We start from the raw sequence: 26,995 nt of genomic DNA on the forward strand, positions 1-26,995 counted from the left end.
GGTGCGAATTGATCAGGAAAGGCTTCAACCACAGTTTTCTGGTCGAAACCGATCAAGGCCAATTTGTACTGCGGATCTATCTGAATGGAAAATACTATATTCGCGACAGTCAGGATTTCCTGTTTGAACTGGAGTTGTTGACTTTCCTTCATTCCAAGGGGTTACCGGTTGTGAGGCCGGTCGCCAACAGATGGAATGGTTTGCTATCAACGCATCGCGCGCAAAATGCAACCAGGCATTTGGCAGTGTTTCACTTCGTCCAAGGTGTAAATGCTGAGCAGGCTGTTGAGGATGGCGCTTTGGTTCGCTCCCACGTCCCCGGAATCGGTCGCTCCTTTGCGCTAATTCATCAAGTGAGTGACAGCTTCGTAAGTCGCTACCACAGATATCACCTCAACCTGGAGACCTGCCTTCTGGATGAGCCAATTCGGTTTTTCGAGAGGCTCTTGGCCGAGCAGGACATGGGGGATCTCTCGTTTTTCAATGAGCGCGCCGATGAACTCAGACGCAGAATCTCAGCGCTTTGCAAGCATTCGCCAAGCTACGGATTGATACATGCCGATCTGAATGTCGAGAACATCCTTTTCTCTAAAGATGGTCATTACACGATCATAGATTTTGATCACTGCGCGTACGGCTGGCGCGCCTACGATTTTGCCGTTGCAGCGTTTCAAAATCCTGACATGCGAGACGAATTCCTGTTGGGATATGAAACGGTGCGCGCGCTAAGCGATCTCGAAAAAGAGCTCATCCCGGTGTTTGTGCAGCTCAGTCGGATTTGGAACCACTACGATATTGCGCGGTTCTTGCCGCTGTGGGGGGAAAGCCTCTCCACACAGCACCTCACGGCGTTCAGGGAAGAACTCAAGGACTTGATCTAGTCCCTAGTTTTCTTCTCTCTTCAACCACTTAAACCACGGTCGTCCCGTGGCGATCCGCCACGAGAAACCAGCCGCCAATCACCTGCCTTGGCAAGGCTCGCGACCAGTCTTGCGTGCTTGTGGGTTTGTCAACCGCCGGTCTACGAACTGCGCGGTTTGCCACCGGACTTCGCGGCGTGCGTCAGGCCAAGTTCCACAGCCGAGTTCCCGAATTTGTCGCGCAGCTTGTCGATCGCCAATTCGGCGTTCTTGCGCCGTTCAGCCGACTGATCGAGAAGATCTTGAGGGTCCGCACGATCGGCCGCTTCCAGATCTCCTACGCCGATTCCGATCAGCCGAAACCGGCGTCCATCCGTTTCGTTTGCAAGCAGTGCTTCACCTGCGGCATAGATCTTGTCGGCCAGTTGCGTCGGGTCCCCAAGATGACGCGCCCGCGTGATCGTCTTGAAGTCAGCTGTCTTGAGCTTGAGCGTTATGCCACGTCCGGCAATATCTGATTTCTTAAGCCGCCTGGAGACTTTCTCGGAGAGATTTCTCAGGATCGGGCGCAGTGTGTCGAGATCGGAAATATCGGTACGGAACGTCGTTTCTGAGGACACGCTCTTTGCGCCGCGTTGCGGTTTCACGATGCGGCTATCGTCTCCATGCGACAGGGTCGCGAGCCGCAGCCCGATGGATCCGTAACGGCGCGCAAGATCGGCGGCTTCCATCGTCTGCAGCTGACCAATGGTTTTGATCCCGTCCTTTTCCAGCGTCTTCTGGAACACTTTGCCAACGCCCCAGATACGGCCGACCGGCATTGGCGCCAGCACTCTTTCTGCCTCTTCCGCGCCGATGACCGAAAATCCTCGGGGTTTTTCGAGATCGGACGCGAGTTTGGCGAGGAACTTGTTCGGCGCGAGACCAACAGAAGCCGAAATCCCTATATCGGTTTCAAGTCCTCTGACGAACTTTGCGAGCGTTTCTGCCGGTGGGGCCTGATGAAGAAGCTCGGTTCCCGTCAGATCGAGAAAGGCCTCGTCGATTGATATCGGCTCTACCAAGGGGGTCAAAGCGCGCATGCGCTCCCGGATCTCTTTGCCCACGCTGGAGTACTTTTCCATGTTGGGTCTGATGACCACGGCGTCGGGACACGCTTCCAGCGCCTTGAACATGGGCATTGCCGAACGGACACCGTAGATCCTTGCTATGTAGCAACAGGTTGATACGACGCCACGCTGTCCGCCGCCGACGATGACCGGAACATCCTGCAGCTCCGGATTGTCCCGCTTTTCGACCGCGGCGTAAAAGGCGTCACAGTCGATATGAGCGATGGACAGAGCGTCGAGCTCCGCATGGGCCACAAGCCGAGGACTGCCACAGGACGGGCATCGTGAGGCGGATGCAGGCGGTCTGTGGCCGCAATCGCGGCAGAGCGCTTTTTGGTCTTTCGGATGTCCGGTCACTTCAATGCGTCGCTGTTGCGGAGATGCCCGCCGGTTACGAATGCTGATCAAACAATAGCGCTGATAAAGTCCGCCGTCTCCTGCCAATCCCCGGTCAGAAGGTCGATATGGTCTTCCGGCGCGGTGGCTTGCCGAAACCTCTGATCTGCGATGAACTGTATCTGCACCGAAGAAGGCAGGGAAGCCTGTACAGAGGTGTGGTTCGTGGGGCTGTCGTCAATGAACACAACCGGGCCCTTCCTGTTGGCGGCAAGCGCGGCCACGGCGCCACCCTTCGGGCCGGAATTTGTTACGACAGGATAGGGAACGCCAAGGCTGCCAAGGAGCTTTTCACGCGTGGGCTTGTTGTGACCACCAGGCAAATTGGTCAGCAAAACAATGTCCCAGTTTTCAGACAGATTGTTCAGGGCAATATCGGCACCATGAACCAAATCCTGTGCATGGCTTATAGCGTCGAAGAAGTCGAGCAGATGCTTCCGAACGTGATCTGCCGACAACACCGACAAGTCATCCCGGCGCCCGATATTGCCGGTTAGACGGTATTCGTGGTTCAGGAAGACCAGGTCTCGCTCGTGGAGATAGGTTTCGAGGTGTCTGATCAGGTGAAGGACAACCTCATCGACATCGCACACAATCAGCCGATTACCGGACGCCGGCAGGGACGCAATCTGTGCAAGGACTTCCGGCAACACCGGTGTCGGTTCAGGCATCTTCCCCAACACCTCCGGCAAGCGCATATCGGGCAGCAGCCATCATGGTCGGCCGAATGTCGGCGTTTTCGCAGAACGCAAGCAAAAGCGCTTCATCCATCATATAGAACTCAAGAACGCCGGCTAAGAAGCCTGGTTCGCTGGCTGCGGTTCGAATCATCTCGGGCCCAATGCCGGAAAAAGCCAAAAAACGACCGATTTGTTCAGGATCCCGGCTGAGTTGGAGAAGGGCTTCCGTCGCAATTCCTTGAGCTTCTTCAACGGATAATGACTTTCCTTGCATATTTTTCATTGTGTTTTTTTGCCTTTCTGAAACGATTCCGGGTTACAACAAATCTAATGCGGGTGCGGGCTGGGTGCTACCGCTGAGGAATGACTGGGTCGAGAAATGGGACCGGCTGTGTGCCGGGCAAAGGGCCGAACTGTATGGCAAAAACCGTGTTGATCGTGGAAGACAACGAGCTGAACATGAAACTGTTTCATGATCTGCTGGAAGCGCACGGCTACAATACGCTTCAGACCCGAACCGGAATTGAAGCCCTGAAGCTTGCGCGTGAAAACCATCCGGATCTGATCCTGATGGATATACAGTTACCGGAAGTTTCCGGCCTTGAAGTTACCAAATGGATCAAGGAAGACGAGACGATTGCGTCCATACCGGTTATCGCTGTTACTGCGTTTGCCATGAAGGGCGACGAAGAACGCATTCGCCAGGGAGGCTGCGAGGCCTATATTTCGAAGCCTATTTCAGTCGCCAAGTTTCTTGAAACCGTTCGGGCCTATCTCGGCGAGGCGTGAAGGCCGGAGCGGCTCGAAACAATTTTCCCGGCAAAATAAATCTCAAAACCACTACGGCCAGTGTTTGGTGAAGGCACCGCGGGTAATCTTTTGTAGTATTTGATTCAATCACCCGGCTTCACATTAAGGTTACGAATTTACTAAAACTCGATCGTTTCTGTGCATATTTTGCGTAACTTATTGCATTTGGGTTACAATAGGGTAGTGTGGCCGCTGATCAGGAATTTTCCTGATCGCTTATTTAGCTATACGAATTTTGGCCTTGCGAATTGCATGGCGACAGTTTCCCCTCGGAGTGCTCAGGTCCGCCGCATCTCCTGGGTCCGTGGGGCAGGTCGGCAGGGAACCGGCCGAAGAGTGGCCTCCTCGAATGCCGTGTTCCCGCCGACCACTATCTTCTCAGACGTCAAATGATCAGTCGCATGGAGCATAGTGCGACAGGCATGATCGGCTTCCGCTACATTCAATTTTTCAACAAAAAACCCGCCGGGTGAGGGCGGGTCTTGAGCGTAGCAAGATGCGCCGGATCTTACTTGATCTTGGCTTCCTTGAACTCGACATGCTTCTTCGCAATCGGGTCGTATTTCTTTTTGACCATTTTTTCGGTCATCGTGCGGGAGTTCTTCTTGGTGACGTAGAAGAAACCGGTATCCGCCGTAGAGAGGAGCTTGATTTTGATTGTTGTCGCCTTGGCCATGGCCTTGGATCCTGTTCTCTGTTGTCGGGCAAAGGGTTCTCATGGCCAGATTGGCTGGCGGTGAATCTGCCCCAATGTCTGAAATTAGCGCGCAAACTACTCATCGGAGCGTGAAAGTCAAGCATTGCCTGCGCTGCAACAGCAATTTGAGTAGCTATTTTTCCCGGCTTGCGATGACTTTGATCTCAACGATCGCATCCTCGTGCACAAAGCCGGCGACCTCGATAGCTGTCCAGGCCGGATAGGGCTCCTTGACGAACTCGGACCGGATACCTTTAAAGAGGTCGAAATGATCGCGCAGACCGACGTGATAGGTCGTCATTTCCACAAGCGCGCCGAAGTCCAGACCCGCTTCGCGGAGAACGATTTCGACCTTTTTGAAAGCGTTTCTGATCTGGTGTTCTGCGTCCGCCGGCAGGTCACCATCCGGGCTCACGCCCGTGAAGCCGGTCAGGAAAACCAGATCGCCACTGGCTAGGCCCGGCGACATCTTCCAGTCGTCGTAATAGGACTTCAGTTCGGCGGGAACGATTGCTTGTTTGCTCATTGATCGGCTCCATGCAGGGCGGATTGACTGTCCGCCACTTCGTTCGCAAGGATAGGGCGCGTAGACTTAAATCCGCTCTCGCACGAACGCACCGTTGCGGAAAAAATAGTAAGGAACGTCGGTTTCCGGCGCCAGGTCCGGGTCCTCTGCGAGACGTTCTTCAAGATCGGTCAGTATCTTGGTTGTGATCAGGGGCAATTCTTTTGCCCGTGCTTCTTCCAGGGTGAGCCATGCGCAGTCCTCAAGCTCACCGGATGGACCTGTGCCCCCGGGCAGACCGTCGGCGACTGCGTCTGCCCACACAGCAAGAAAGCGCGTGTCGAAGCGCCGTGGGCGCTGCGGCGGGGTAATCGCGCGTGCGATCATCCGCAATCCACCTAGATCAGGCTGGATGCCGCGCTCGCCAAAGGCTTCGAACCCGGCGCCAAGGCGCAGCGCGCCATCAGAGCTTTTCCGGCCAACAAACAACCCGGCCTCTTCGTAGGTTTCGCGGATCGCAGCCAACGCAAAGGCACGAACACGCGCGGCCGACTTGCCGTTCTTCAGTCCCTTTGAAAGCTTGGTTTCAACAGCCGGGTGATACGGCAGGACGTTGGAAATGCGGGAATCGCTCGGGTCGACCCGGCCGCCTGGAAAGACGAATTTGCCCGGCATGAAAGTGTGGCGCATGTGACGGCGCCCCATCAGCATCTTTACGGTACCGTCTTTGGCGCGATCCAGAATGAGCAGCGTGGCGGCGTCTTTCGGTCGGATATAGGGATAGTCGCCGGCCTTTTCGTCCTTTGCCAGTTGCCTTTCAAACGAACCGGTCATGTGATCCTTTCAGAAGCGGGCGCGGCAACAGGAAATTCGTCTTCCGACTCCGGATCGAAACCATGCATGTAGAGCGCCCACTGCAGCCCCACCAAAGCACCCTTGATGGGCCGCATGAGTGCAAACGACAGAAGAATGGTCAAGGGCAGCCAGATCGACATGTGGATCCAGATTGCGGGACGCCACATGACCTCCACGATAAGCAGTGCGGGAATGATAATGTGCCCCACGATCGTGATCGTGAAATAGGGCGGCGCATCGTCGGCTCGGTGGTGATGAAATTCCTCGCCGCATTTGTCGCATGCAGGCCGGACCTGAAGGAAACCATCGAACAGTTTGCCCTGGCCGCAGTTCATGCATCGGTTGGAGGCACCGCGCAACATCGCCTGCAGGACCGGTCGCCGCGGCTTTTCCGCCAGGGTATCCGGGATCGCTACGTCTTCTTTCAACTCGTATCGAACCGTCACTTGGACCTCCTTCGGCTTGGTTTCCTGGTGGAGGCCTTGGCCTTTGCGCCTTTGGGAGGGCCGCGCCGTGTTTTTGGGGCGGCTTTACGGATCTTCTTGCCGGCGATACGTCCCTGACTGAGCAATTCAAAGGTCAGAGCACCGGCAAATGGTGCTGCCTCGACCAGTCTGACTTCCACTTGATCGCCAAGTTGATAAGTCTCGCCGGATTTGTCACCTATCAGGGCATGCGACCCTTCGTCATATCGGTAGTAGTCGAGACCGATTGTCGATGCGGGAACGAACCCGTCTGCGCCAGTATCCTGCAAGCGTATGAACATCCCGGACTTGATTACGCCCGCGATACGGCCTTGAAAAGTCGCGCCGATTTGATCGCTCATCCACAAGGCAATCAACCGGTCGATCGTGTCACGCTCAGCCAGCATGGCGCGGCGTTCGGCCGCAGAAATTTCAGCGCCTACGGCCTCCAGCTTGCCCTCAATTCCATCCGGCAGACCATCTGATCCAAGTCCGAGCGCGGAAATCAGGCCTCTGTGAACAATCAGATCCGCATAGCGGCGAATGGGTGATGTGAAATGGGCGTAACGCCGGAGATTGAGGCCGAAATGGCCGATATTCTGAGGTGTGTACTCAGCCTGGGCCTGGCTGCGAAGGATCACCTCGTTGACGAGATGAGCCTGCGGCGTGTCCTTCACCTTTGCCAGGATTCCATTGAAGACGGACGGTCTCAAACCGCCAGAGGAGGGCAGCTTCATGTTGAGGGTCGATAGGAAGTCCTTGAGGCTTTCAAGCTTTTCAGGTGTCGAAGCATCGTGAACGCGGTAGAGCAGCGGGGATTTCTTTTTCTCCAGGGTTTCCGCCGCGGCGACATTCGCCTGGATCATGAACTCTTCAATCAGTTTGTGCGCGTCGAGCCTGTCCGGCACAAAAACATGATCGACGGTGCCGTCTTCTTTCAGCGCAATCTTGCGCTCCGGCAGGTCAAGCTCCAGCGGTTCACGTGCATCCCGGCCTTTTTTCAGAATTTCGTAGGCTGCCCAGAGCGGCTTGAGAACGCCTTCAAGCAACGTTTCGGTCGCCTCGTCGGGCGCCCCGTCAATTGCCTTTTGCGCCTGCTGGTAAGAGAGCTTCGCCGCCGAGCGCATCAGCACCCGGTGGAAGGTGTGGCTTGTCTTACGCCCGGTCTTGTCGAACACCATGCGCACCGCCATCGCCGGCTTGTCTTCCTTTTCGCGCAAGGAACAAAGCAGATTGGAGATGCGTTCGGGCAGCATCGGGATCACGCGGTCGGGAAAGTAAACGCTGTTTCCCCTGATATTCGCTTCCCGGTCCATGGGCGAGCCAGTTGTCACGTAATGGGCGACGTCGGCAATCGCGACATAGGCGATAATTCCGCCCGCGTTTTCGGGGTTTTCGTCGGGCTCGGCAAAGACGGCATCGTCGTGGTCTTTGGCATCCGGCGGGTCGATGGTAATCAGCGGGATCTGTCGCCAGTCTTCCCGCTTGCCCAAGGTCTCAACAGGCTTTGCTGACTCTGCCTGCGCTTCGACGGCGTTCGGGAAAACATGCGGAATACCGTGCGAATGAAGGGCGATTTCTGAAACCGCCTTTTCAGAATGCATAGAGCCGAAACGCTCCACGATGGATGCACGCGGGTGCCCATACCGGCCTGATCGCGTGACCTGCACACTTACGAGGTCGCCATCGTTTGCTTCTTTCACCTCGGATGGGTCGACATCAAGTTCCCGCTGCTTGCGATCGATAGGCTCCAGATAGGGCGGACGATCACCATCCCGCTTGCGGAAGATGCCGAGGACTGCGCCCTGTTTTTTCTCAAGAACCTTGATGACGCGCGCGACATGACTGGCTTCCGGACCGCTCTCCGCTTCAGTCAGACGGATCAATGCCCTGTCACCGACACCCGGCTGGGTCGACTTGGTCTTGCCGGTGAGAACCAGGATATTAGGTGGATCTCCGGCCTCTTCGTCCCAGTCGAGCGGCGTACCCAGGAGGTCGCCATCACGGTCTCTTCCGATCAGACTGGCAACGAAGACCGGCGGCAGGTCGCCGGGCCGGATCATGCGTTTGTTTCGTTTTTCAATGAGACCTTCTTCGGAAAGGTCTTTTAGCATCTTTTTAAGATGGATCCGCGCGCCGCCGATAATGCCGAAATGGCGGGCAATTTCCCGTTTGCCGGCGCGCCCGGGATTATCGGCGACAAACGCCAGTATATCTTCCCGGGACGGCATTTCGCCCGGCACCTTGGCGTGTTTGCGTTTGGTATGCTTGCGCGTGTTGATCCGTTTCGCGTTCAAGACGCATCATCCCAGGGAACCTCTTCAGAAGAGGCATCGACGTCCGTCTTCTTTGCCGTTTTCGACTTGGCGCTGGACGTTTTGGTTTTCTTTGCCGCTGTTTTCTTCGCAGCAGGCTTCTTCTTACCGCCTTTTGCCGCCGCTTTAGCGGCAATCAGCTCGAGTGCCTGTTCGAGCGTGACGGCTTTGGGGTCCGTTTCCTTGGGCAAGGTCGCATTGATCTTGCCGTGTTTGACATAAGGCCCATACCGGCCGTCAAACACATTGACCGGGCCGCCTTCGTCAGGGTGCTCCCCAAGCTCTTTCAGCGGTGTTGCAGCAGCGCCGCGGCGCCCGCCGCCCTTGGCCCGCTTTTCGGCAAGCGCGTCGACGGCGCGGTTGATCCCGACGGAGAACACCTCGTCAGGTGTCGACAGATTGGCGTATGTGCCCTCATGCAGGACGAAGGGGCCGTAACGACCGATCCCGGCTGTAATCATCTTGCCGTCTTCAGGATGCAGACCGACTTCACGCGGCAGCGACAGAAGCTGCAGTGCTTTCTCCAGATCCATGTCGGGGGCCGACCAACCCTTGGGCAGCGACGCCCGCTTCGGCTTGGCTTCCTCGCCAAGTTGGACATAAGGGCCGAAGCGGCCGTTCCGAAGCGAGATGTCCTGACCTGAGTCCGGGTCTACGCCGAGCACCTTGGGGCCTTCATCCGCGTCCCCGGCTTCACCATTTGGTTTGCCGAGCTGGCGGGTGAAACCGCATTCGGGATAGTTGGAGCAACCGATGAAGGCACCCCAGCGGCTGACTTTCAAGGACAACTGTCCCGTATCGCACGCCGGACACTGGCGCGGGTTGCTGCCGTCTTCCTTCGGCGGGAAGATATGCGGACCGAGCAGTTCGTTGAGCGAGTCGATCACCTCGGCAACGCGCAGGTCCTTGATGTCATCCACGGCGCCGGAGAAATTGGTCCAGAAATCGCGCAGCACATCCAGCCACGAAAGTTCGCCGGCGGAAATCTTGTCGAGCTGCTCTTCAAGGCTGGCCGTGAAGTCGAATTCCACGTAGCGATGAAAGAAGCTTTCCAGGAATGCTGTGACGATGCGGCCCTTGTCCTGCGGTACAAGCTGCTTTTTCTCCAGCTCCACATAGTCCCGGTCCCGAAGGGTCTGAAGAGTAGAGGCATAGGTCGAGGGCCGGCCAATGCCGAGCTCTTCCATTTTCTTGACCAGGCTGGCTTCGGTGTAACGCGGCGGAGGCGTGGTGAAATGCTGAGTCGCTTCGATGGCTTCCGACTTGTCGTCGACGGATGTTGCGGTCAGGGTCGCGCCTTCATCGACAGCCGGCAGACGGCGGGAATTCTCATCCTCGTCGTCGTCGCGTCCTTCTTGGTAAAGCGTCAGGAAACCGTCGAAACGCACGACCGATCCGGTCGCGCGCAGGTTCGCCGTCTTGCCGGAACCTTTGGCAAGCACTTCGATCGTGGTGCGTTCCAGGACGGCTGACTCCATCTGAGACGCCATGGTCCGCTTCCAGATCAACTCATAGAGCTTTGCCTGGTCCGGATCGAGAAACTTGGCAACATCCTTTGGCCGGCGGGAAAGGTCTGTTGGACGGATGGCTTCGTGCGCTTCCTGGGCGTTCTTTGCCTTGGAGGAGTAGACGCGCGGTTTTTCAGGGACGTATTTGTCGCCGAAGTCCTGACTGATGACACTCCTGGCAGCAGCAATGGCTTCGCCTGCAATCTGCACACCGTCGGTACGCATGTAGGTGATGAGACCGGAAGTCTCACCGCCGATGGAGATGCCTTCGTAGAGTTTTTGCGCAACCTGCATGGTGCGCGAGGCCGCAAAGCCCATCTTGCGGGAGGCTTCCTGCTGGAGCGTGGACGTCGTGAACGGAGCGGCCGGATGGCGTTTCGCCGGCTTGGAAACCACGCTGTCGACGGCAAAGCTCGCGCTTTCCAGCATGGTTTTGATGGTTGACGCTTCCGTGCCGTCCTTGATGTCGTGGCGGCCGATTTTGCGGCCGTCATAGCCCGTCAATCCGGTCTGGAACATGTCGCCTGCCGGTGTCTTCATATTGGCGAAGATGGACCAGTATTCCTGCGGCTTGAACGTCTCGATTTCCATCTCGCGGTCGCAGATCAGGCGCAGTGCAACAGACTGTACGCGGCCGGCCGAGCGCGCGCCCGGCAGTTTCCGCCAAAGAACCGGCGAGAGCGTGAAGCCGACAAGATAGTCGAGCGCGCGGCGGGCAAGATAAGCATCAACCAACGGGGCATCGAGCTGCCTCGGGTTGTTCATCGCCTCGAGAATGGCTTTTTTCGTGATCGCGTTGAACACAACACGTTCTACGTGCTTGTCCTTCAGGACGCGCTTTTTCTGGAGCACTTCCAGAACGTGCCAGGAAATGGCTTCACCTTCACGATCAGGGTCAGTCGCCAGGATGAGCCGGTCGGCTTCCTTAACGGCATTGGCGATTTCCGTGAGCCGCTTTTGGGACTTGCTGTCCACTTGCCAGCTCATGGAAAAATTGTCGTCGGGCTGAACCGATCCGTCCTTTGGCGGCAGATCGCGCACGTGACCGTAAGAGGCCAATACCGTGTAATCGGATCCCAGATATTTGTTGATCGTCTTGGCTTTCGCCGGCGATTCCACAATGACGACGTTCATTCTTACCCAAATAATTTTGCCGGAAACGGAGCCCCCGCCCGGTGGAGAAGGAGAATTGAGATGCGCAGACGATCACGGATCACGCGCCGCCTGTCAAATGGACCTTTGCGCGTCCGCGGTCAAGTGACCTCCTGGTACACACAGTTTTCCACGGCCGATTATGCACACCGCGAAGGGCAAATGTCGTCAGTTCCGATCCATGACCAGCGAGATCTTTTGCCCGGCATGCCGATCGAGCCGGCCGGCAAGCTCAAGTTCGAGTAGGACCACGTTGACCGACCGTGCATCGGAGCCCACAAACCGGATCAGTTCATCAAGCTCAACCGGAGCCGGCCCAAGGGCCTCGATGATCCTTGTCCGCAGGACATCATCAGGTTCTGCCGGCGAGACGGACTGCGCGCCGGGAGGTTCCAGAACTCCGTTGAAAAGGGGGAGGTCCGCATTCATTTGGGCAGCAAGTCCCTCCAGAACGTCCTCGGCGGATCTTGCCAGTATCGCACCCTGGCGGATCAAACCATTCGCGCCTTCCGAACGCGGATCCAACGGCGATCCTGGAACCGCGTATATGTCGCGGTTCTGTTCCAGGGCGTACCGCGCTGTATGAAGGGAGCCGGAGGCCTTTGCCGCTTCAATGACAACAACGCCGAGAGAAACGCCCGAAATCAACCGGTTTCGTCTTGGAAAGTCGCGTCCGCGTGGTTTCCAGCCAAAGGGCATTTCGCTGATTGCAGCGCCGCCGGCCTCAAGGATCGCGCCCAGAAGGCGGTCGTGCTCGGGCGGATAAAGAATGTTGAGGCCACCGGCAAAGACCGCGACGGTTCCGGTGCTGATGGAGGCATCATGTGCGGCTGCGTCGATCCCCCTGGCAAGTCCGGAGGCGATCGCAAATCCTTGTTTGCCGAGGTCGCGCGCAAAGGCGCTGGCCAGTTTTCGCCCCGACAGAGAGGCATTTCGCGCGCCAACGATGGCAACCATTCTCGAATTCGTTGTGACCTGACCGCCCTTGACTGAAAGCAATGGGGGAGGTCCGTCGATATGTTTTAAGTGGGCGGGGTAGTCGGCTTCTCCGATGGCGACAAGGCGTGCCCCAAACCGGTCATGCGCTTCAAGTTCAGCAAGTGCATCGTCCTGGCTGCACAGCCTGTAACGTTTTTTGCCGCCCCGTCGGGAGAGTTCTGGGAGAAATTCCAAGGCGCGTTCGGCAGAACCGGTGTGGTTCAGCAGATCACGAAAAGTCGCAGGTCCAATATTTTCAGATCGTATCAGGCGTAACCAAGCAAGACGCTGTGCCTCGGTCAGGCTGCGTGTTTTATAGATTTCAGCGCCGCTCATGTGCCTCCGTTGCCGGCCTGCGCATCTCCTTGGGATGCGGGCTTGGATTTGAACCCAATCCGGCTTTCTTCGCCGCGCAGCAGCCTGCTAATGTTTTCGTGATGCTTGGCCCAAAGAAGAACTGTCATCAAAAGAGACATTTCAGCGAGCTGGAATTGGCTGAACGCGACGTAGAGCAAGACGGGCGTCGCCAGGCTGGCGGTCAGCGCCGACAGGGAAGACAGCCGGAAGACGAGGGCCATTCCGATCCAGATTCCGATGAAGATCAGTCCTGCTGGCCAGAAAAGACCAAGCAGTATTCCGATATAGGTTGCGACCCCTTTGCCGCCCTTGAACTTGAGCCAGACAGGAAAGAGGTGTCCCAGAAAAGCTCCGAGGCCCGCCACGACAGCAAGGTCCTGACCGTAAAGGTAGCCCACCACCAGGACCGCAACGGTCCCCTTCAGGCCGTCACCGAGAAGCGTTGCAGCGGCGATCAGTTTGTTGCCTGTGCGGAGCACATTGGTTGTGCCGATGTTTCCCGACCCGATCTTGCGGATGTCGCCGAGCCCGGCAAGGCGCGTGAAAATCAGTCCGAACGGGATCGATCCCAGCAGGTAGCCGAAGGCGAGGGCTGCAAGATAGTAGGGCCAGGCAAATTCCCAGCTGATGGGATCGGGCACGCGGAGTTACTCCCTTATCGCGTGTACAAGCGTTGCTGCGGCAATTTACCCGCATGGTGGCTTGGATCAAGTCCTGTCGGGATGAAAGCCCGGGATCAAGGGAAACTCCGCAAGCCGCTCGGCTGACATAGTCATTTGAGCCTCAAGCGCAAGGAAACATAGTTATTTGGAAAGCTTGTATTTCTCGGCTTTAACAACAAGCGGTCCGAACGGCGCTGTAATGCTCGCTCTAAGGGGTACCAGGAACGGCTTGTCGCCGACGGGTGCAAGCCAGATTTCCATCGACTTGTTCTTGGCAAGTTCCTGGATCGTCTTTCGTTTGGGCCTGTGGCCGGCAACAGGTTCATAGCGGGCTCTGCAAACCAGCACTTCGCCCTTGAAGCGCCCGTCAGCAGTTCTGGCATTCCGCTTCGACTTGTAGCTCAGGTGAACGTTGTAGCGTTCCTTGCCGTCAAAGAGGGAAAGCGTTCGATTGCAGCTCTCTTTTGCGAGACCCTTGGGCGCTGGAAAAACGGCCGCGGTCAACGGGTCGAGCACGTTTTTCAGGTGATCTTTAGTCACCTTGATGCGCTCGTTCATGCGATCCTGGGGTGGGTTCACAGCGACCTTCTTCAGCGCACCCTTGCGCATTTGCATTGTGATCGTGCCCGTCTCGTCCTCACTGTTGACGTCGAGCGCGAAGTTTTTGGGAGAAAGCCGACCGCCGGTGTTGTCACCGCGCACGCTTACATTTCCCTTGCCGTCTGAAACCAGCTTGCCGAACGCCGCCGTCCCACCGCTCGCATCAATGGAATAGGACGTGTCGTCCAGATCCACGTTCAGAACACCGGAGCCAATCGGTAGGCCCACAGCATAAAGCTTGTATTTCATGTAAAGATCAGCCGATGAGGCCTGGCTTGTTGTCAGGGCAATTGCAAAGGCAGAAAGCAGAAATGAGCGCATATACGAGTCCATTCATGGTCACTATTCGCGCCACAAAAAGAAGGCATATGACGCGAGGTCTTATGCTGCATCCAATACGATCCCGCCTGAACGCAATCTGAATGCCTTATTCAGCCCGCTGCCGGGGTACTCAGGCGTACTTATAGACGGTTTTTCCCGCAACCACCGTCTGAATAACGCGCCCTGAAAAACGGGCGTCCTCAAAGGGCGTATTTTTCGACCGCGACCGGATCGCGCTTTTTTCCAGAACCCAGGGGCGTTCCAGATCGAATACCGCAATGTCCGCAGGCGCCCCTTTGGAGAGGCGGCCTGTTTCCAGTCCGAGCCTGTCCGCCGGCCGGCTGGTCATTGAACCAAGAAGCGTTACGAGATCGACCTGTTCGGAATGATGAAGCCGCAAGGCAGCTGCGAGCAACGTTTCAAGCCCGATCGCACCGTCCTCGGCTTCCGCCCAGGGATGACGTTTGGTTTCCACATCCTGCGGGTCATGATTGGAGCAGATAATGTCGATCGTTCCGTCCGCCACGGCGGCAATCATGGCCTGGCGATCGTCTTCATCGCGAAGCGGTGGCGACATCTTGAAAAAGGTGCGGTAGGCACCGATGTCGTTCTCGTTGTGGGTGAGGTGGTTGATCGAGATACCGGCGGTTATGTCCAAACCTCGCGCCTTGCCCGTGCGCATAACGTCGGCACTGTCCGATGTGGAGATCAGGTTCGCGTGGTACTTGCCCTTCGACATGCCAACAAGGCGCAGGTCCCGTTCCAGCATGATGATTTCGGCTTCCCGAGGCACGCCGGAAAGACCTTTCCAGCTTGCGTTGAGGCCGGCATTCATGACACCACCGGCAAGGTCCGGATCTTCCGCATGGTGGATGACAAGTGCATCGAAATCGCGGGCGTAGGTCATCATGCGCCGCATCACCTGCGCATTCTTGACGGAGCTGTGCCCGCTGGTGAAAGCGACCGCGCCAGCCTCTTTCAAGAGGCCGATCTCGGTCATTTCATTGCCTTCCAGCCCTTTGGTGAGGGCGGCAAGAGGATGAACGTTCACGATCGCCGTATCGCGGGCGCGCCGCAGGATGAAGTCGACGAGGGCAGGGTCATCAATGATCGGGTCCGTGTCCGGCATGGTGCAGATCGTGGTCACACCGCCTGCTGCGGCCGCTTGTGACGCACTTGCAAGCGTTTCGCGATGTTCTGCACCCGGCTCTCCGACGGAGACGCACATGTCGATCAGGCCCGGGCAGGCTATTGCACCCTTGCAATCCACGATTTCCGCGCCGTAGGGCGCACCCTGATTGGCTGCTTCCGGCCCGGCAGCGAGGATGGTGCCGTCTGCGATAATGATTGATCCCGGAGCATCCAGCTCTCGTGCCGGATCGATCACCCTGGCATTGGAGAGTACCAGAGGTCTTGGAGTATCAAGTGCCACGATTGGTTCCCTCTAGTGGTTCGGCAGATTGGCCGCAAGCGCTTCAAGGACCGCCATGCGGACAGCGACCCCCATCTCGACCTGCTCCCGTATAAGGCTTTGTGGCCCGTCGGCAATGGAAGCGTCGATCTCGACACCGCGGTTCATGGGGCCTGGATGCATGACGAGGGCATCGTCGCGCGCAAAGGCCAGCTTTTCCGCATCGAGACCATAGTAGCGGTAGTATTCGCGAACCGACGGCACGAACGCGCCGTTCATACGTTCACGCTGAAGGCGCAGCATCATGACGATATCAGCTCCCTTGAGGCCCTCGCGCATGTCGCTGAAGACTTCGACCCCCATCTTGGCGATCCCTGATGGCAGCAGCGTCGAGGGCGCGATTACCCGCACGCGTGCGCCGAGTGCGTTGAGGAGAATGATGTTCGATCTGGCGACCCGGGAATGTGCAATGTCTCCGCAAATGGCGACCGTCAGGCGTGCGATCTTGCCCCGGTGCCTCCGGATTGTCAGCGCGTCAAGAAGCGCCTGCGTTGGATGCTCGTGCGGTCCGTCTCCCGCATTGACCACGGAACAGCCAACCTTGCGGGCCAGCAGGTGAACGGCTCCGGCCGCGTGGTGCCGGACCACGAGGAGGTCCGGATGCATCGCATTCAGCGTCGCCGCGGTGTCGATCAGTGTCTCACCCTTTTTGACTGAGGACTGAGAGACCGCCATGTTCATGACATCGGCACCGAGCCGCTTGCCGGCGAGCTCGAACGAGCTTTGAGTCCGGGTGGAGTTTTCGAAAAACAGGTTGATCTGGGTGCGGCCGTGTAGGACCTGCTTCCGCTTGTTCACTTGTCTGGAAACCTCTACGGCTTCCTCGGCACGGTCCAGGAGACCCAGAATTTCGTGGGGGTGAAGACCCTCTATGCCCAGCAAATGACGATGGGGATAAGGGCTGTCTCGATGGGGATCTGTCGCGGTCATCGAGACCATTGCTATAGGGCCAATCGCGAGTGCGTACAAGAGACGAAATCAACTCATGCCCGCTGTCCACATGACAGTCAAATATTTGAACGAAAGGACAAAAACAGGTTGTGCCGGATCGCAGTCGAGCGACTGCAGGCCAATTTTCAGTCTGGCCTGAGAGCTTTGTCTACTCGGCGTTCGATATGAACCCCAAACGGTCCAGAAACCCTTGAAGAATATAGGCTGCTGCCATCTTGTCGACGACTTCGGCCCGCTTGGCGCGGCTGGAATCGGCTTCAAGGAGCGTGCGTGTCACCGCCGCAGTCGAAAGGCGTTCGTCCCAATAGGTTATTGGAAGCTCTGTTTTCTGTGACAGGTTCCTGGCAAAGGCACGCGTCGCCTGCGCGCGTGGTCCCTCGCTGCCATCCATGTTCAAAGGCAGGCCAAGCACGATCCCGCCGACATTCTGTGCGTCGCAGATCTCAAGCAGCTTTTCCGCATCGATTGTGAATTTCTTTCGTCTGATGGTCTCCATCGGGGTCGCAATGCCGCGGCCAAGATCGGAAAGGGCAAGGCCGATGGTCTTGGTGCCGAGATCAAGGCCGATCAGACGCGTGTTTGGCGGCAGGACGGCGAGAAAGTCTTCGAGCGGAAGTGCGGGATCATTTGCCATGACCGGGCCTTATCAGGGTGCATTGAAAAAAACCAGTTCAAGCAGATGCGAAAAAGCGTGCGTAGCGGCCTGTCCGGTCCTTGCGGTTTACCGGTGAGAGCCTATTGTCGCGGAACGGTTCCTTGTTTTTTCGGGAGGTTTTGATGCAGCTAACATGGTATGGGCATTCCGCCTTCAAGATTGAATTTGCTGACACATCTATCCTGTTCGATCCGTTTCTGAACGGAAATCCCTCCTTTCCGCAGGATCTCTCCGTAGATCAGGTTGGTGAGGGCGTAACGCACGTGATCCTGACGCACGGACATGATGATCATGTCGGAGATTCGATCGAGATCCTTAAGAAAACCGGTGCTCAGCTCATCTCGAATTTCGAGATCTGCATGTGGGCCAGCCGTCAGGGCGTTGAGAACTTCTCCCCGATGAACACCGGTGGCATGGTGGATACCGGTTCCTTCAAGGTTGCGCTGACCAAGGCGGAGCATTCTTCGTCGAAACAAAGCGACGGTGAAGCAATTTACCTCGGCAATCCGCACGGCGTCATTGTCGAAGTCCCCGGAAAGAAGGTCCTTTACCACATGGGTGACACGGACATTTTCTCCGACATGGCACTCATCAACGAGATTTACCGCCCGAAAGTCGGAATTGTTCCAATCGGCGACAGGTTCACCATGGGTGGCAAAGTTGCCGCAATGGCGTGTACGCGCTTCTTCGAGTTCGACACGATCGTGCCCTGCCATTATGGCACGTTTCCAATTATCGACGAGACGCCGGACACATTTCATGCTGCCATGGGGCCCGAGGCCGGCAAGGTCACGACCATGAGCCCCGGATCGAGCATTGACCTTTGAACATGTCGAAGACACACATGACCCCAAATCGCCTCCGAGCTTTCGGTAGTTTCTTGTTGCTGGCCTTCGGAATTGCGGCCTTGCCCGCGCATGCCGCTGACAAGTCAATTCTCCCTTCCAACAAACCAGCTCCGTCTTTACCTGCGGAAAAGCCGGAGGCCTCCGGACTGACCAACGCGGCAGCGAACCAGCACGACCACAGCCCTTACGACAAGGTTCGTGAGGTCTTTTCCGGAGACCTCACAATTGCCGGCGAAAAAGTCGTTTTTCCGCAGCAGAACCCTTCAGTCCGGGCGATTGTCGTCACGATGGATCCGGGGGAGCGGACGGTCTGGCATCAACACGGAGCGCCGCTGTTTGCCTATATTCTGGAAGGTGAAGTGACTGTGACATATGACGGCATTGGCAAGAAGCTCCTCCGCGAAGGGGAAGGTCTGCTGGAGGCCATGACAGTGACGCACCAGGGTGAGAATACTGGGCAGGGCCCTGCGAAAATTCTGGCCGTCTTTCTGCTTGGCGACGACGGCGAGCCTGTCACGGAAGAAGCCCCCCCGGGAGCGGAGCAAAAGAAAATCCAGTAGATCTGGCCGCTCACAAGAATAACCGCCGTTGCTGAAGCCGATGCTGCGTGGCCTGGCGCAACGATTGCCGTTCAGCTGTTATGCGAGGATGTTCATTTACCCGGGCGGCGGCTTCGGACGTCTCAAAACATGAAAAATTTCTAATGCAAATCGGGCCCACATGAACAAAGTTTCACGGGTATTGCAGAACCGCGCACTTATCTCATTCGGTAAGGCGCCGGGAAGATGGATGTGATCCAACGCGGGCGCAGATTATCTCGGAGGATACGCTCGTGCATCTGGTCAAGTCGGACAGTCTTATCGAACGCGGATTGAACGCCGCCGAATACAATATTTTCGAACAAAACCGGATCTGGGCTCGATACGCCAATGAGAAGCCTGATGTGGCGGCGAGCCTCATGCGAACAATCCGGGCTATTCATTCCAGAGTTGCTTCAGACCACGAGCTTTCGGCTTTGTCGATCGGAGCGGCCAACGAGCCTCAGTTCCGGATATTGCAGGCCGCGTGTCAACAAGGGCTTTGGCTCTATGATATCGACGGCGCTGCGCTTGCCACACTTCAGGAGCGGCTTATGCGCCAACAACTGGAGAACGTGCATCTTGTCCAAGGCGACTACACAAAAGACTTTCAAAACAGCGCCGTCGCCAAGAGGTCGCTGGAAACGCTGTTGAACGGCCAACGTCAGGATCTGATTACGCTGCACCACAGTCTCTATTACTCGCCTGCCTGTGATTGGCCGAATTTGATCCGCGCACTCTATGACGAGGTGCTTGCCGAAAACGGAGCCATGCATCTGGTAATGATGTCAGCCCGTGAGACGAGGCCGTTCACGACCACCTGGCTTTACAACCACTTTGCCGGCAAGTTTTTCGGAAGCTCGACGGACCAGGACCTGCTCGGTCTCCGGCATGAAATGAGCTTCGACACGGCGTTGAAAAACAGCGAAATCGTTTCGGAAATGCGCCAGGTGAAATTCTGGGTCGACGACTTCGATCTCTTCATGTCCGTCATTTGGATGATACTGCTCTACCCACAGGGACACGCCTACACCTTGGAGCAGCGGATCGAGATTACCGAGTTCGTGATAGAACACTTCTGGATACCGAAACGCCCGCTCGTCCAGACACAGGACTATGTGACGCTGCACAAACTGGGTCCGGTCAAAGGACGCGCGACTTACTGCGGCTGCTTTTGATGGCCTTCGAGGGGTAATACCAAGCTCAAGAAACAAGAACCGATCTGACCGGGTTCGAAGGCTGTTCGGCAAGAAGCAGGTTGCAGGGCGATATGGTTTATCGCCCAAAATCTGCGACGCGGCAGAAAAGCCTTTAAACATGGCTTTTGGTGACCTGTTTCGGCTCTCCGGAGGCGTTGCCTTGTTTGAACGGCCAACCAGGCCGTCCTGCACAAAGCGCCTTGCCGGAAACCGGAACAGCGCCATCAGATAGGTCCTTATTTCTTGAGATTGGTATAGGTCTTGCTCGGCCGCAAGAACCGAAGGTTTTGCGGCCACTTAGCTATCGCTTTGTATTCGGCGCGGGCATCCTTGCCCAGTTCAACTCTAAGAAGGTTTGCCGCTTACAGGCTGTTGAGAAGGGCTGGGGTCGGCCAGGCATCTGCCGGCATGCCGAGCTTTTGTTGCATGTCCTGAACGGCCGCTCTTGTTCCGGCACCCAAAATGCCGTCGATCTTGCCGACGTCATAGCCCTTGGCGCGGAGCTTCGTTTGAAGCTGCTTCATCTGCGCATCATTGAGTCCCTGGTCCGGATTACCCGCATTGTAGCGCGGAGCGCCGGCAAGACGCGTTGCGAAATAGGCCGCAGACGTCGTGTAAATAAGCGACTGGTTCCATTCCAGGTAGATATTGAAATTCGGATAGGCCAGGAAGGCGGGACCCTTCCGCCCCTGCGGAAGAAGAAGTGACGCCGGAAGGTTGGACGATATCTGTCCCCAGCGCGGCTGAATGCCAAGCGCCGCCCAATCGCTTCCTGATTTGGTTTTTCCAAGGCCCGTTTCGATCCAGTTCAGATTTTGTGGAACGGTGACCTCCTGCAGCCAGGGCTCACCATTGCGCCACCCCAAGTGGTCGATGAACGCGCCGGCTGTCAGGATCGCGTCGGGAGCGCTTTGCTTCAGCTTGACGTGCCCGTCGCCGTCGCCATCGCGCCCGAACTTGATGATGTCTTCAGGCAGCATCTGCACCATGCCGATTTCGCCTGCCCAAGCGCCCGTGGTGCGCTGCGGATCGAGATCCCCGTTCTGCACCATTTCGATCGCTGAAATCAGTTGCGGACGAAACAGCTCCGGACGGCGGCAGTCATGTGCAAGCGTCGCCAGCGCGTTGACGGTGTTGAAATCGCCCTGAACCGCGCCAAAGTCGGTTTCCAGTGCCCAGAACGCGGTAATCACGGGAGCCGGTACACCATATTCGTTCTCGGTACGCTGAAAGATGCCGGCATGTTTCTGCATATTCGCCGCGCCGTTTTTCATGCGGTAGCTGGAGATGACGCGTTTTGAAAAATCCAGGAACGTCATCTTGAAGACACCCTGCGCCCGATCTCGCGAGAGAACCTTCTGGTCAATCCGCGCCCCGCCGAGCGTGCGGTCTGCAGCATTCGCCGAAAGTCCCTTTGCGACAGCTTCCTGCTTGACCCCAGCCAGGAACTGACGGAAATCGCCGCCGCATTGCTGCGCGTATGCGGATGACAGCGTCAGGCAAAGTCCGGCGACAAGTCCAGTGGTGAATTTGAACGCAAAAGGTATTCGGCGGGTCATGAAAAGTCCTGTGGTTCCTGATTGCAGCAAATGGGCATCAACGCCCTGAAATTGGCCATAGTTGACTGTGCTTCGCCGACGGCGTCAACCGATGGGGCAGGCAAAATCAGGCTCATCCACCATCACTGTGGAACACGATTGCTACTGGCAGCCACCGAAATCTGAACTGGCGATAATCCCGCCTTCCGGCGTTCGCTTGAACGGCGCATTGACACGCGCAGAGGATCTGCAATTTGACGAAGGGGCATGGAGACCGGGCGCGGCCGGATAACCTGGCTCTGCGTAATACGGTGCGGCATTCACCCCGGAGGCTTGCTGTTGGCACATCTGGTAGGCCATGTCGTAAAGCGACTGCCAACCGCCTGGCAGCGAGCCGAGATTGTTCAGGACGCCAAGAGCGCCGCCTGCGCGCGCGCCGCGGACCGCTCCGGAGGGACCGGCCCAGGCACCGCCCGCAACCGCTCCGGCCATTCCACCGGAAACCGTATCCCCGACAACATCGCCGTTGCCGACATAGGAGTTTGCATAGTCGGTCGCGTAGACAACGCAGTCGGTGCCGTCAGCTTGCGCGATACCGGGTTGAAGACATGCCACCGCGAACACCAGGGCGCTGGAACGAAACATGGCTCGCTTGAGCATCTCGGGTCTCCCTCAGTTCGTGTCTGCACGTGAATGAGACAGCTCACTCCTCCTGAGCTTTGCTGTTCGTAACGTGCGACAAGATCAACCCTAGGGGAGTGGTGTTAACAAGCCTCTACTTGCGCCCGTGACAAGCGACTATTCGGCCTGCGCGGATCGCTCGAGATAGCGCTGGCCGATAAACCCGGTCTTTCCATCGTGCTCAACGCTGCACCACCATGTTCCGCAGGTGCCGTACTTGACCTGTGTCCCGCTCGGGATGACAGCGATAATCCTTCCGTTTTTGGCTTCGCTTACACGCATATTCACTGAAGCGAGCGTGCGCGCGTCATTGGGAAACCCGCCGGTAGAATCGGCGCTTTCGTCTGAAAGTGTGACGTTTTCGGTTGCGTTTGCATTCTCGCTTGTGGCTGCAGCGACCGGTTCAATCTTTGTTTGGCTGGTGTCTGAAGGAGCGGTCGTGCTTGCAAGGTCAATCGTTTTTTCCGGCAAGGCAGCAGCCGGCGAACTGCTCGCCAGTACAGGATAGTCGGCGCGCGCAGGAGGCGTGATATCTGTTGCCGCCTCGTTTCCGGATGCGGCCGCGTTCAGCGGCGTGGACTGGTCCACCAGTGAATTCTGGCTGGATGTCAGACCTAATGAGGAGCCCGGCGCGCTCGTGTCACCGGCGGCAAATGCTGCCCGGATCCTGTCCTTGGCCTTGGCGATCTGCGCTGGCGTGGCGGCGACCGGTGACTGGCCGGTCGAAGGGGTTTCAACGGCCGATTGCGGGAATGCTTCTCCATCTGACGCAGCAACGTTGGCACGCTCAATTTCAGGCACCGCGACAATGCGTTCGGTCGCAACAGGGCGCAGATCGGCACTTTCCGACTTCAGCATGTCCGGCAGCCCCAATGCCATTGCAGCACCGCCTGCGAGACCGATTAAAAGCGTGATCGCAAGCAGGAATTTGAAACTCGGTCCATTAGCGCCTGCATTTGCTCGAGCCTTGCGGTTCTCGTTGGCTTCGCGAGACTTCCTGACAACATCGGCAAGCCGCTCTGAACCATCTGATTTTCGCAGCACGTTCGGTATGTCGAATTGTTTGTCTTCGGGTTCGTTGACAAGTTTCGGAGCTTGCTTCTCGAGAGCGACTTTTTCGTTTGCGCTGGCGTGAAGTTGGAGGATCTTTGCCGCGAGCGCGCTTGGATCGATACTCCGAAGAGATTCCTGAAAGTCCTTGTTCGATTGTTCACCGCCAACGATCTTGAGATCGCATCTTGGCGCTTCTTCCTGTTTTTGGCTGCTTTCTATTGTTGAATTGAGGTCGCATGAGTTGGCTGGCGCGGCTACTGGATACATTTGGCCCTCCTGGTAATGCGGCTAGGGCACGCGCAAGGCGGTCACCTTTTGTTGATTAAGGAGCTATTAACCTTCGTCAATGCGACCGCGCTCAGGCCGGATTGCGGCGACTCTGGGGTATTTTGCGAAAAATATGACCGGCTTGTGATCATGCGTTGCCTTCTGTGTCCGCCGTTTGCAAATGCATAACCAGTCTTTGCGATGCTTCGGTTCCAACGCGAGGAACCGGAACACCAACTGCAGGTACGTACGGCAGTCGATGCTCCGACAACTGGGTAGATGCAAATGGTTTTCAGGGCACTGTCGAAATGCGCAGGTTTTCTCATCGGCATGATCTTGATGTGCCATTCTCTGGCAGCTCAGGAAGTCAAGGAACTCAAGATCGGCTTCATGGCCACACTGTCAGGGCCGGCTGCTGTTTTCGGCAAACACATGCATGATGGTTTCATGCTCGCGGTCAACCAGTCCAACGGCGCTCTTGGGGGCATGGCAACCAAGATCTTTGTTGTCGACGACAAGCTCGATCCTGACCACGCTGTGGAGGAGGCGACCAAGCTGATCAACGAATACGGGATTGACGTCCTGGTTGGCGTGAATTTTTCCCGGGTCATGCTGGCCGTCCACGATCCGGTCGTGCGTTCCAGAACTGTTTTCATCGGCACCAACTCGGGTCCGGCGCCGATTGCCGGCCGCAATTGTAGCCGCTACTTCTTTTCAACCGCACCACAGGATGACCAGGTCCACGAGACCATGGGCCGGTATGCAAGCCTGAAGGGTTATCAGCGGGTTGTTACGATTGCCCCTGACTATGAAGCAGCCCGCGACTCGATTGCCGCATTTCGCAGGCACTTCAAGGGACAGATCGCACGGGAAATTTTTCCAAAGCTCGGGCAGACCGGGTTCTCCTCGGAATTCGATCAGATTGCCGAGATCGATCCGGACGCCATCTACGCATTCATGCCCGGCGGCATGGGCATTGAACTCGTTCGTCAGTTTCAGACGTCCGGGCTGAAAGGGATCATTCCCTTCCTGTCAACGCGAACCGTGAATGCCGTCACCCTGCCTTACACAATGGAAACCGGCGAGGGGCTGTTTTCTGCTTCACATTGGGCACCAAACCTCGACAATCCGGCGAACAAACGGTTCGTGCGTGAATTTGGCCGGGCTTACAATTACCCGCCATCTGTTTACGCCGCGCAGGGGTATGACGCTGCAAAGCTTATTCACTACGCTCTGGAACTGACGGGCGGAGCGAAGGATCAGGAAGCCTTGATCTCTGCGATCAACGCTGCGCCGTTCGAAAGTGTTCGCGGCGACTTCCGTTTCAATTCAAATCAGTTTCCGATACAGGACTTTTATCTTGTCGAAGGGGTTCGCCGCACGAGCAGGCTCTATGAAATGGAAGCGATTGCCAGAGTTTTTGACGATGTCGGAGATGCGTTTTCCGGGTCTTGCAGACTGTAATTTGAAACACGAATCCAGTCTTTGAAACGTTTCGGACCGATCGGTCCGAAAATAATTCGTCCCGGCCTTGCATTCCGGAACGGGCAGTCCATATTTGGGTCATGACGAATTTGAACCCAACATCTCAGTCAGGAAAGAAGGTCTCAGGACCCGGGAGGCCGCGCAATTTCGACGAGGCGGCTGCTCTTGAACAAGCACTGCTTGTGTTCTGGAAAAACGGCTTTGAAGCAACGTCGCTTGACGATCTGACCAAAGCGATGGGGCTCAGCAGATCAAGCTTTTATGCAGCGTTCGGGAGCAAACAGGCGCTCTTTCTGAGGGCGCTTGAGCACTACTCCGAAAACGGGCTTCAAAACCTGAAGGACGTCGCCGGCTCCGCAGCGGGAAATCCAATCGATGCGATGATGCAGGCGCTCTCCAATCCGGAAGGCGGCAAGCAGGGCTGTATGTTGGTGAACTGCATTACCGAGTTGGCGCCGCACGATGAAGAAGTGGCTGCGATCGGCCGTCGTCACCTTGAGAAGATTGAGGAAATCTTTGCCCGCGTTCTTAATCCCGGCAATCCGGAAACCGTGAGAGACAAGGCGCGTGCTTATTCGTCTCTTGCGATTGGAACTCTGGCCCTTCGCAAGGCTGGTTATCCGGCGGACCGGATTGCCGAAACCTTGAAACAGGCACGGGAAATTCTTCCAGCCTGAAGGATCACAAACCACCGCTGTAACACGGCCGAACCGGTCACTCGCAGGTTAAAAAATGGACTGATCAGTCCAGAAATAGCAATCAAGCAAGTCCAAAACATCCAAAAGGAAACGATGATGTCCGATTTGAAGCTGTTCACCCCAACACGGGTCGGAGCTGTTGAGCTGAAGAACCGCATTGTCATGGCCCCTTTGACGCGAAACCGCGCCCGGGCGGAGGACGACGCGCCGTTCGAGATTCACGCGAAATACTATGGCCAGCGCGCCGGCGCCGGTCTGATTATTACAGAGGCGTCTCAGATTTCACCTCAAGGCAAGGGGTACGCCTGGACGCCGGGTATTCACTCCGAAGCACAGGTCGAGGGCTGGAGGAGGGTCACGGATGCAGTGCACGCCAAGGGCGGCAAGATCGTGCTTCAGCTCTGGCACGTGGGCAGGATTTCACATCCGGTGCTGCAGCCTGGCGGCGCTGATCCCGTTGCACCTTCCGCGATTGCGGCAAATTCCAAGACGTTCGACGGCGAAAGGTTTGTCGACACACCGCGGCCGCGGGCGCTGGCTGTTGACGAGATCCCCGGCATCGTCGCGGACTATCGGAACGCTGCGGAAAATGCCAAGCGTGCCGGCTTTGACGGCGTGGAGGTGCATGCCGCCAATGGTTATCTGATCGACCAGTTCTTGCGCGATGGATCCAACAAACGCGATGATCAATATGGCGGGTCAGTCGAAAACCGGGTGCGCTTCTTGCGCGAGGTCATGGATGCTGTCGTATCGGTCTGGGGCGGTGACCGGGTTGGCGTACGTCTCAGCCCGTTCTCGAACGCCAATGACATTGCAGACAGTGACCCGCAAGCAACCTTCTCCCATGTCATCAAAGTGCTGAACGGATATGGGCTTGCCTATCTTCATTTGGTCGAAGGTCAGACAGGCGGGCCGCGCGACATTCCCGAAGGAGGCGATCTGGCAGCGCTTTACGGGTTGTTCGATGGCGCCAGGATGGGCAACAACGGTTATGATCGGGCGTCGGCCATCGATGCTGTGAAGGCAGATACACTCGATCTCGTCGCCTTCGGGCGTCCTTTTATCTCCAATCCGGATCTTGTCGACAGGCTGCTGCAAGACACGTCATTGAACGCGCTCGATCCGGACACGCTCTATGGCGGCGGCGAGAAGGGCTACACGGATTACCCGTCGCTTGCCGAAGGCTCGATTGCCGCCGAGTAGCGGTAACGGAATGACCCTCACGCTGACCGGCATCCACCCTTCCAGGTCAGCCTGACGGTCTGCCGGTGCAGGCAATCGCCTGCACCGGCTTTTTGTTTT

At 57.0% G+C, this 26,995-nt stretch carries 26 protein-coding genes; 8 read left to right on the plus strand and 18 right to left on the minus strand.

The annotated features are described in order from the left end of the window. Window positions 1–8 precede the first annotated feature (8 nt). Window positions 9–881, plus strand: coding sequence for a phosphotransferase enzyme family protein (locus ABVF61_RS23045; RefSeq protein WP_353995866.1), 873 nt, complete (start codon window positions 9–11; stop codon window positions 879–881). Window positions 882–1,021: 140 nt separating this feature from the next. On the opposite strand, the gene ABVF61_RS23050 is transcribed toward ABVF61_RS23045, so the two are convergent. Genes ABVF61_RS23050 through ABVF61_RS23060 form a run of 3 tightly spaced genes read right to left on the minus strand, consistent with a single transcriptional unit; the run spans window position 1,022 to window position 3,328 of the window. After that, window positions 1,022–2,326 (minus strand): DNA polymerase IV, encoded by a 1,305-nt coding sequence (locus ABVF61_RS23050; protein WP_353995867.1) that lies wholly within the window; start codon window positions 2,324–2,326, stop codon window positions 1,022–1,024. A gap of 47 nt (window positions 2,327–2,373) precedes the next feature. After that, window positions 2,374–3,036: a hypothetical protein gene (locus tag ABVF61_RS23055; RefSeq protein WP_353995868.1), complete on the minus strand. Its 663-nt coding sequence runs from the start codon at window positions 3,034–3,036 to the stop codon at window positions 2,374–2,376. Beyond that, the gene (locus tag ABVF61_RS23060; protein WP_353995869.1) at window positions 3,029–3,328 is read right to left on the minus strand and encodes a DUF3572 domain-containing protein; all 300 of its coding nucleotides are present in this window, start codon (window positions 3,326–3,328) and stop codon (window positions 3,029–3,031) included. Before ABVF61_RS23060 ends, ABVF61_RS23055 begins: the two co-directional genes overlap by 8 nt. A 134-nt stretch (window positions 3,329–3,462) precedes the next feature. Here ABVF61_RS23060 and ABVF61_RS23065 point away from each other — a divergent pair, with 134 nt between their 5' ends. After that, the gene (locus tag ABVF61_RS23065) at window positions 3,463–3,834 is read left to right on the plus strand and encodes a response regulator (protein ID WP_353995870.1); all 372 of its coding nucleotides are present in this window, start codon (window positions 3,463–3,465) and stop codon (window positions 3,832–3,834) included. A gap of 529 nt (window positions 3,835–4,363) precedes the next feature. Here ABVF61_RS23065 and rpmG read toward each other — a convergent pair. The 12 genes from rpmG to ruvX all read right to left on the minus strand — a co-directional run bounded on the left by rpmG (window position 4,364) and on the right by ruvX (window position 17,325). Then, window positions 4,364–4,531, minus strand: coding sequence for a 50S ribosomal protein L33 (gene rpmG / locus ABVF61_RS23070; RefSeq protein WP_094070346.1), 168 nt, complete (start codon window positions 4,529–4,531; stop codon window positions 4,364–4,366). Between the two features lie 154 nt (window positions 4,532–4,685). After that, window positions 4,686–5,078, minus strand: a complete 393-nt coding sequence (locus tag ABVF61_RS23075) for a RidA family protein (RefSeq protein ID WP_353995871.1) — start codon at window positions 5,076–5,078, stop codon at window positions 4,686–4,688. Window positions 5,079–5,144: 66 nt separating this feature from the next. Beyond that, a complete protein-coding gene (locus ABVF61_RS23080) occupies window positions 5,145–5,891 on the minus strand; it encodes an NUDIX hydrolase (RefSeq protein ID WP_353995872.1) in 747 nt (248 codons plus the stop codon). Continuing rightward, entirely contained in the window at window positions 5,888–6,358 is a 471-nt protein-coding gene (locus ABVF61_RS23085) for a DUF983 domain-containing protein (protein WP_353995873.1), read from the minus strand. Before ABVF61_RS23085 ends, ABVF61_RS23080 begins: the two co-directional genes overlap by 4 nt. Next, window positions 6,355–8,607 carry a ribonuclease R gene (rnr, locus tag ABVF61_RS23090; RefSeq protein WP_353996484.1) on the minus strand — a complete coding sequence of 751 codons (2,253 nt, stop codon included), beginning with the start codon at window positions 8,605–8,607 and terminating at the stop codon, window positions 6,355–6,357. Before rnr ends, ABVF61_RS23085 begins: the two co-directional genes overlap by 4 nt. Before the next feature lie 62 nt (window positions 8,608–8,669). Beyond that, the gene (gene topA / locus ABVF61_RS23095; protein WP_353995874.1) at window positions 8,670–11,333 is read right to left on the minus strand and encodes a type I DNA topoisomerase; all 2,664 of its coding nucleotides are present in this window, start codon (window positions 11,331–11,333) and stop codon (window positions 8,670–8,672) included. 186 nt (window positions 11,334–11,519) lie between these two features. Continuing rightward, window positions 11,520–12,665: a DNA-processing protein DprA gene (dprA, locus tag ABVF61_RS23100; RefSeq protein WP_353995875.1), complete on the minus strand. Its 1,146-nt coding sequence runs from the start codon at window positions 12,663–12,665 to the stop codon at window positions 11,520–11,522. Further along, window positions 12,662–13,327 carry a glycerol-3-phosphate 1-O-acyltransferase PlsY gene (plsY, locus tag ABVF61_RS23105; RefSeq protein ID WP_353995876.1) on the minus strand — a complete coding sequence of 222 codons (666 nt, stop codon included), beginning with the start codon at window positions 13,325–13,327 and terminating at the stop codon, window positions 12,662–12,664. The genes dprA and plsY overlap by 4 nt, the downstream gene beginning before the upstream one ends. Before the next feature lie 162 nt (window positions 13,328–13,489). Continuing rightward, window positions 13,490–14,269, minus strand: a complete 780-nt coding sequence (locus ABVF61_RS23110; protein ID WP_353995877.1) for a DUF3108 domain-containing protein — start codon at window positions 14,267–14,269, stop codon at window positions 13,490–13,492. A 130-nt stretch (window positions 14,270–14,399) separates the two neighbouring features. Next, on the minus strand, window positions 14,400–15,701 hold the full coding sequence (locus tag ABVF61_RS23115; RefSeq protein WP_353995878.1) for a dihydroorotase: 1,302 nt from the start codon (window positions 15,699–15,701) through the stop codon (window positions 14,400–14,402). A 12-nt stretch (window positions 15,702–15,713) separates the two neighbouring features. After that, complete coding sequence (locus ABVF61_RS23120; protein WP_502949990.1) at window positions 15,714–16,670, minus strand: aspartate carbamoyltransferase catalytic subunit; 957 nt, start codon at window positions 16,668–16,670, stop codon at window positions 15,714–15,716. Window positions 16,671–16,839: 169 nt separating this feature from the next. Then, entirely contained in the window at window positions 16,840–17,325 is a 486-nt protein-coding gene (gene ruvX, locus ABVF61_RS23125; protein ID WP_353995880.1) for a Holliday junction resolvase RuvX, read from the minus strand. Between the two features lie 143 nt (window positions 17,326–17,468). Here ruvX and ABVF61_RS23130 point away from each other — a divergent pair, with 143 nt between their 5' ends. The 3 genes from ABVF61_RS23130 to ABVF61_RS23140 all read left to right on the plus strand — a co-directional run bounded on the left by ABVF61_RS23130 (window position 17,469) and on the right by ABVF61_RS23140 (window position 19,950). Then, complete coding sequence (locus ABVF61_RS23130; RefSeq protein WP_353995881.1) at window positions 17,469–18,173, plus strand: metal-dependent hydrolase; 705 nt, start codon at window positions 17,469–17,471, stop codon at window positions 18,171–18,173. 17 nt (window positions 18,174–18,190) lie between these two features. Further along, window positions 18,191–18,754 (plus strand): cupin domain-containing protein, encoded by a 564-nt coding sequence (locus ABVF61_RS23135; protein ID WP_353995882.1) that lies wholly within the window; start codon window positions 18,191–18,193, stop codon window positions 18,752–18,754. A gap of 272 nt (window positions 18,755–19,026) precedes the next feature. Beyond that, window positions 19,027–19,950 (plus strand): class I SAM-dependent methyltransferase, encoded by a 924-nt coding sequence (locus ABVF61_RS23140; protein WP_353995883.1) that lies wholly within the window; start codon window positions 19,027–19,029, stop codon window positions 19,948–19,950. A 383-nt stretch (window positions 19,951–20,333) separates the two neighbouring features. Here the strand turns inward: ABVF61_RS23140 and ABVF61_RS23145 are convergent, their stop codons facing one another. The 3 genes from ABVF61_RS23145 to ABVF61_RS23155 all read right to left on the minus strand — a co-directional run bounded on the left by ABVF61_RS23145 (window position 20,334) and on the right by ABVF61_RS23155 (window position 23,510). Then, entirely contained in the window at window positions 20,334–21,530 is a 1,197-nt protein-coding gene (locus tag ABVF61_RS23145; protein WP_353995884.1) for a lytic murein transglycosylase, read from the minus strand. Window positions 21,531–21,671: 141 nt separating this feature from the next. After that, a complete protein-coding gene (locus ABVF61_RS23150; RefSeq protein ID WP_353995885.1) occupies window positions 21,672–22,169 on the minus strand; it encodes a hypothetical protein in 498 nt (165 codons plus the stop codon). Window positions 22,170–22,307: 138 nt separating this feature from the next. Then, a complete protein-coding gene (locus tag ABVF61_RS23155; RefSeq protein WP_353995886.1) occupies window positions 22,308–23,510 on the minus strand; it encodes an SH3 domain-containing protein in 1,203 nt (400 codons plus the stop codon). A 285-nt stretch (window positions 23,511–23,795) separates the two neighbouring features. On the opposite strand from ABVF61_RS23155, the gene ABVF61_RS23160 reads away from it, so the two are divergent. The 3 genes from ABVF61_RS23160 to ABVF61_RS23170 all read left to right on the plus strand — a co-directional run bounded on the left by ABVF61_RS23160 (window position 23,796) and on the right by ABVF61_RS23170 (window position 26,896). After that, window positions 23,796–24,974: an ABC transporter substrate-binding protein gene (locus ABVF61_RS23160; protein WP_353995887.1), complete on the plus strand. Its 1,179-nt coding sequence runs from the start codon at window positions 23,796–23,798 to the stop codon at window positions 24,972–24,974. 101 nt (window positions 24,975–25,075) lie between these two features. After that, window positions 25,076–25,672 carry a TetR/AcrR family transcriptional regulator gene (locus ABVF61_RS23165; protein WP_353995888.1) on the plus strand — a complete coding sequence of 199 codons (597 nt, stop codon included), beginning with the start codon at window positions 25,076–25,078 and terminating at the stop codon, window positions 25,670–25,672. A gap of 117 nt (window positions 25,673–25,789) precedes the next feature. After that, entirely contained in the window at window positions 25,790–26,896 is a 1,107-nt protein-coding gene (locus ABVF61_RS23170) for an alkene reductase (protein WP_353995889.1), read from the plus strand. Window positions 26,897–26,995 lie beyond the last annotated feature (99 nt).

The organism is Roseibium sp. HPY-6 (assembly GCF_040530035.1).
GTDB lineage: Bacteria > Pseudomonadota > Alphaproteobacteria > Rhizobiales > Stappiaceae > Roseibium.

Bases quoted from the DNA above. Each gene is read 5' to 3' on its own strand.
- ABVF61_RS23055 (WP_353995868.1), bottom strand. From the start codon at position 3,036: ATGCCTGAACCGACACCGGTGTTGCCGGAAGTCCTTGCACAGATTGCG.
- ABVF61_RS23060 (WP_353995869.1), bottom strand. From the start codon at position 3,328: ATGAAAAATATGCAAGGAAAGTCATTATCCGTTGAAGAAGCTCAAGGA.
- ABVF61_RS23065 (WP_353995870.1), top strand. From the start codon at position 3,463: ATGGCAAAAACCGTGTTGATCGTGGAAGACAACGAGCTGAACATGAAA.
- rpmG (WP_094070346.1), bottom strand. From the start codon at position 4,531: ATGGCCAAGGCGACAACAATCAAAATCAAGCTCCTCTCTACGGCGGAT.
- ABVF61_RS23075 (WP_353995871.1), bottom strand. From the start codon at position 5,078: ATGAGCAAACAAGCAATCGTTCCCGCCGAACTGAAGTCCTATTACGAC.
- ABVF61_RS23080 (WP_353995872.1), bottom strand. From the start codon at position 5,891: ATGACCGGTTCGTTTGAAAGGCAACTGGCAAAGGACGAAAAGGCCGGC.
- rnr (WP_353996484.1), bottom strand. From the start codon at position 8,607: ATGCCGTCCCGGGAAGATATACTGGCGTTTGTCGCCGATAATCCCGGG.
- topA (WP_353995874.1), bottom strand. From the start codon at position 11,333: ATGAACGTCGTCATTGTGGAATCGCCGGCGAAAGCCAAGACGATCAAC.
- dprA (WP_353995875.1), bottom strand. From the start codon at position 12,665: ATGAGCGGCGCTGAAATCTATAAAACACGCAGCCTGACCGAGGCACAG.
- ABVF61_RS23110 (WP_353995877.1), bottom strand. From the start codon at position 14,269: ATGCGCTCATTTCTGCTTTCTGCCTTTGCAATTGCCCTGACAACAAGC.
- ABVF61_RS23120 (WP_502949990.1), bottom strand. From the start codon at position 16,670: ATGACCGCGACAGATCCCCATCGAGACAGCCCTTATCCCCATCGTCAT.
- ruvX (WP_353995880.1), bottom strand. From the start codon at position 17,325: ATGGCAAATGATCCCGCACTTCCGCTCGAAGACTTTCTCGCCGTCCTG.
- ABVF61_RS23130 (WP_353995881.1), top strand. From the start codon at position 17,469: ATGCAGCTAACATGGTATGGGCATTCCGCCTTCAAGATTGAATTTGCT.
- ABVF61_RS23135 (WP_353995882.1), top strand. From the start codon at position 18,191: ATGACCCCAAATCGCCTCCGAGCTTTCGGTAGTTTCTTGTTGCTGGCC.
- ABVF61_RS23145 (WP_353995884.1), bottom strand. From the start codon at position 21,530: ATGACCCGCCGAATACCTTTTGCGTTCAAATTCACCACTGGACTTGTC.
- ABVF61_RS23150 (WP_353995885.1), bottom strand. From the start codon at position 22,169: ATGCTCAAGCGAGCCATGTTTCGTTCCAGCGCCCTGGTGTTCGCGGTG.
- ABVF61_RS23155 (WP_353995886.1), bottom strand. From the start codon at position 23,510: ATGTATCCAGTAGCCGCGCCAGCCAACTCATGCGACCTCAATTCAACA.
- ABVF61_RS23160 (WP_353995887.1), top strand. From the start codon at position 23,796: ATGGTTTTCAGGGCACTGTCGAAATGCGCAGGTTTTCTCATCGGCATG.
- ABVF61_RS23165 (WP_353995888.1), top strand. From the start codon at position 25,076: ATGACGAATTTGAACCCAACATCTCAGTCAGGAAAGAAGGTCTCAGGA.
- ABVF61_RS23170 (WP_353995889.1), top strand. From the start codon at position 25,790: ATGTCCGATTTGAAGCTGTTCACCCCAACACGGGTCGGAGCTGTTGAG.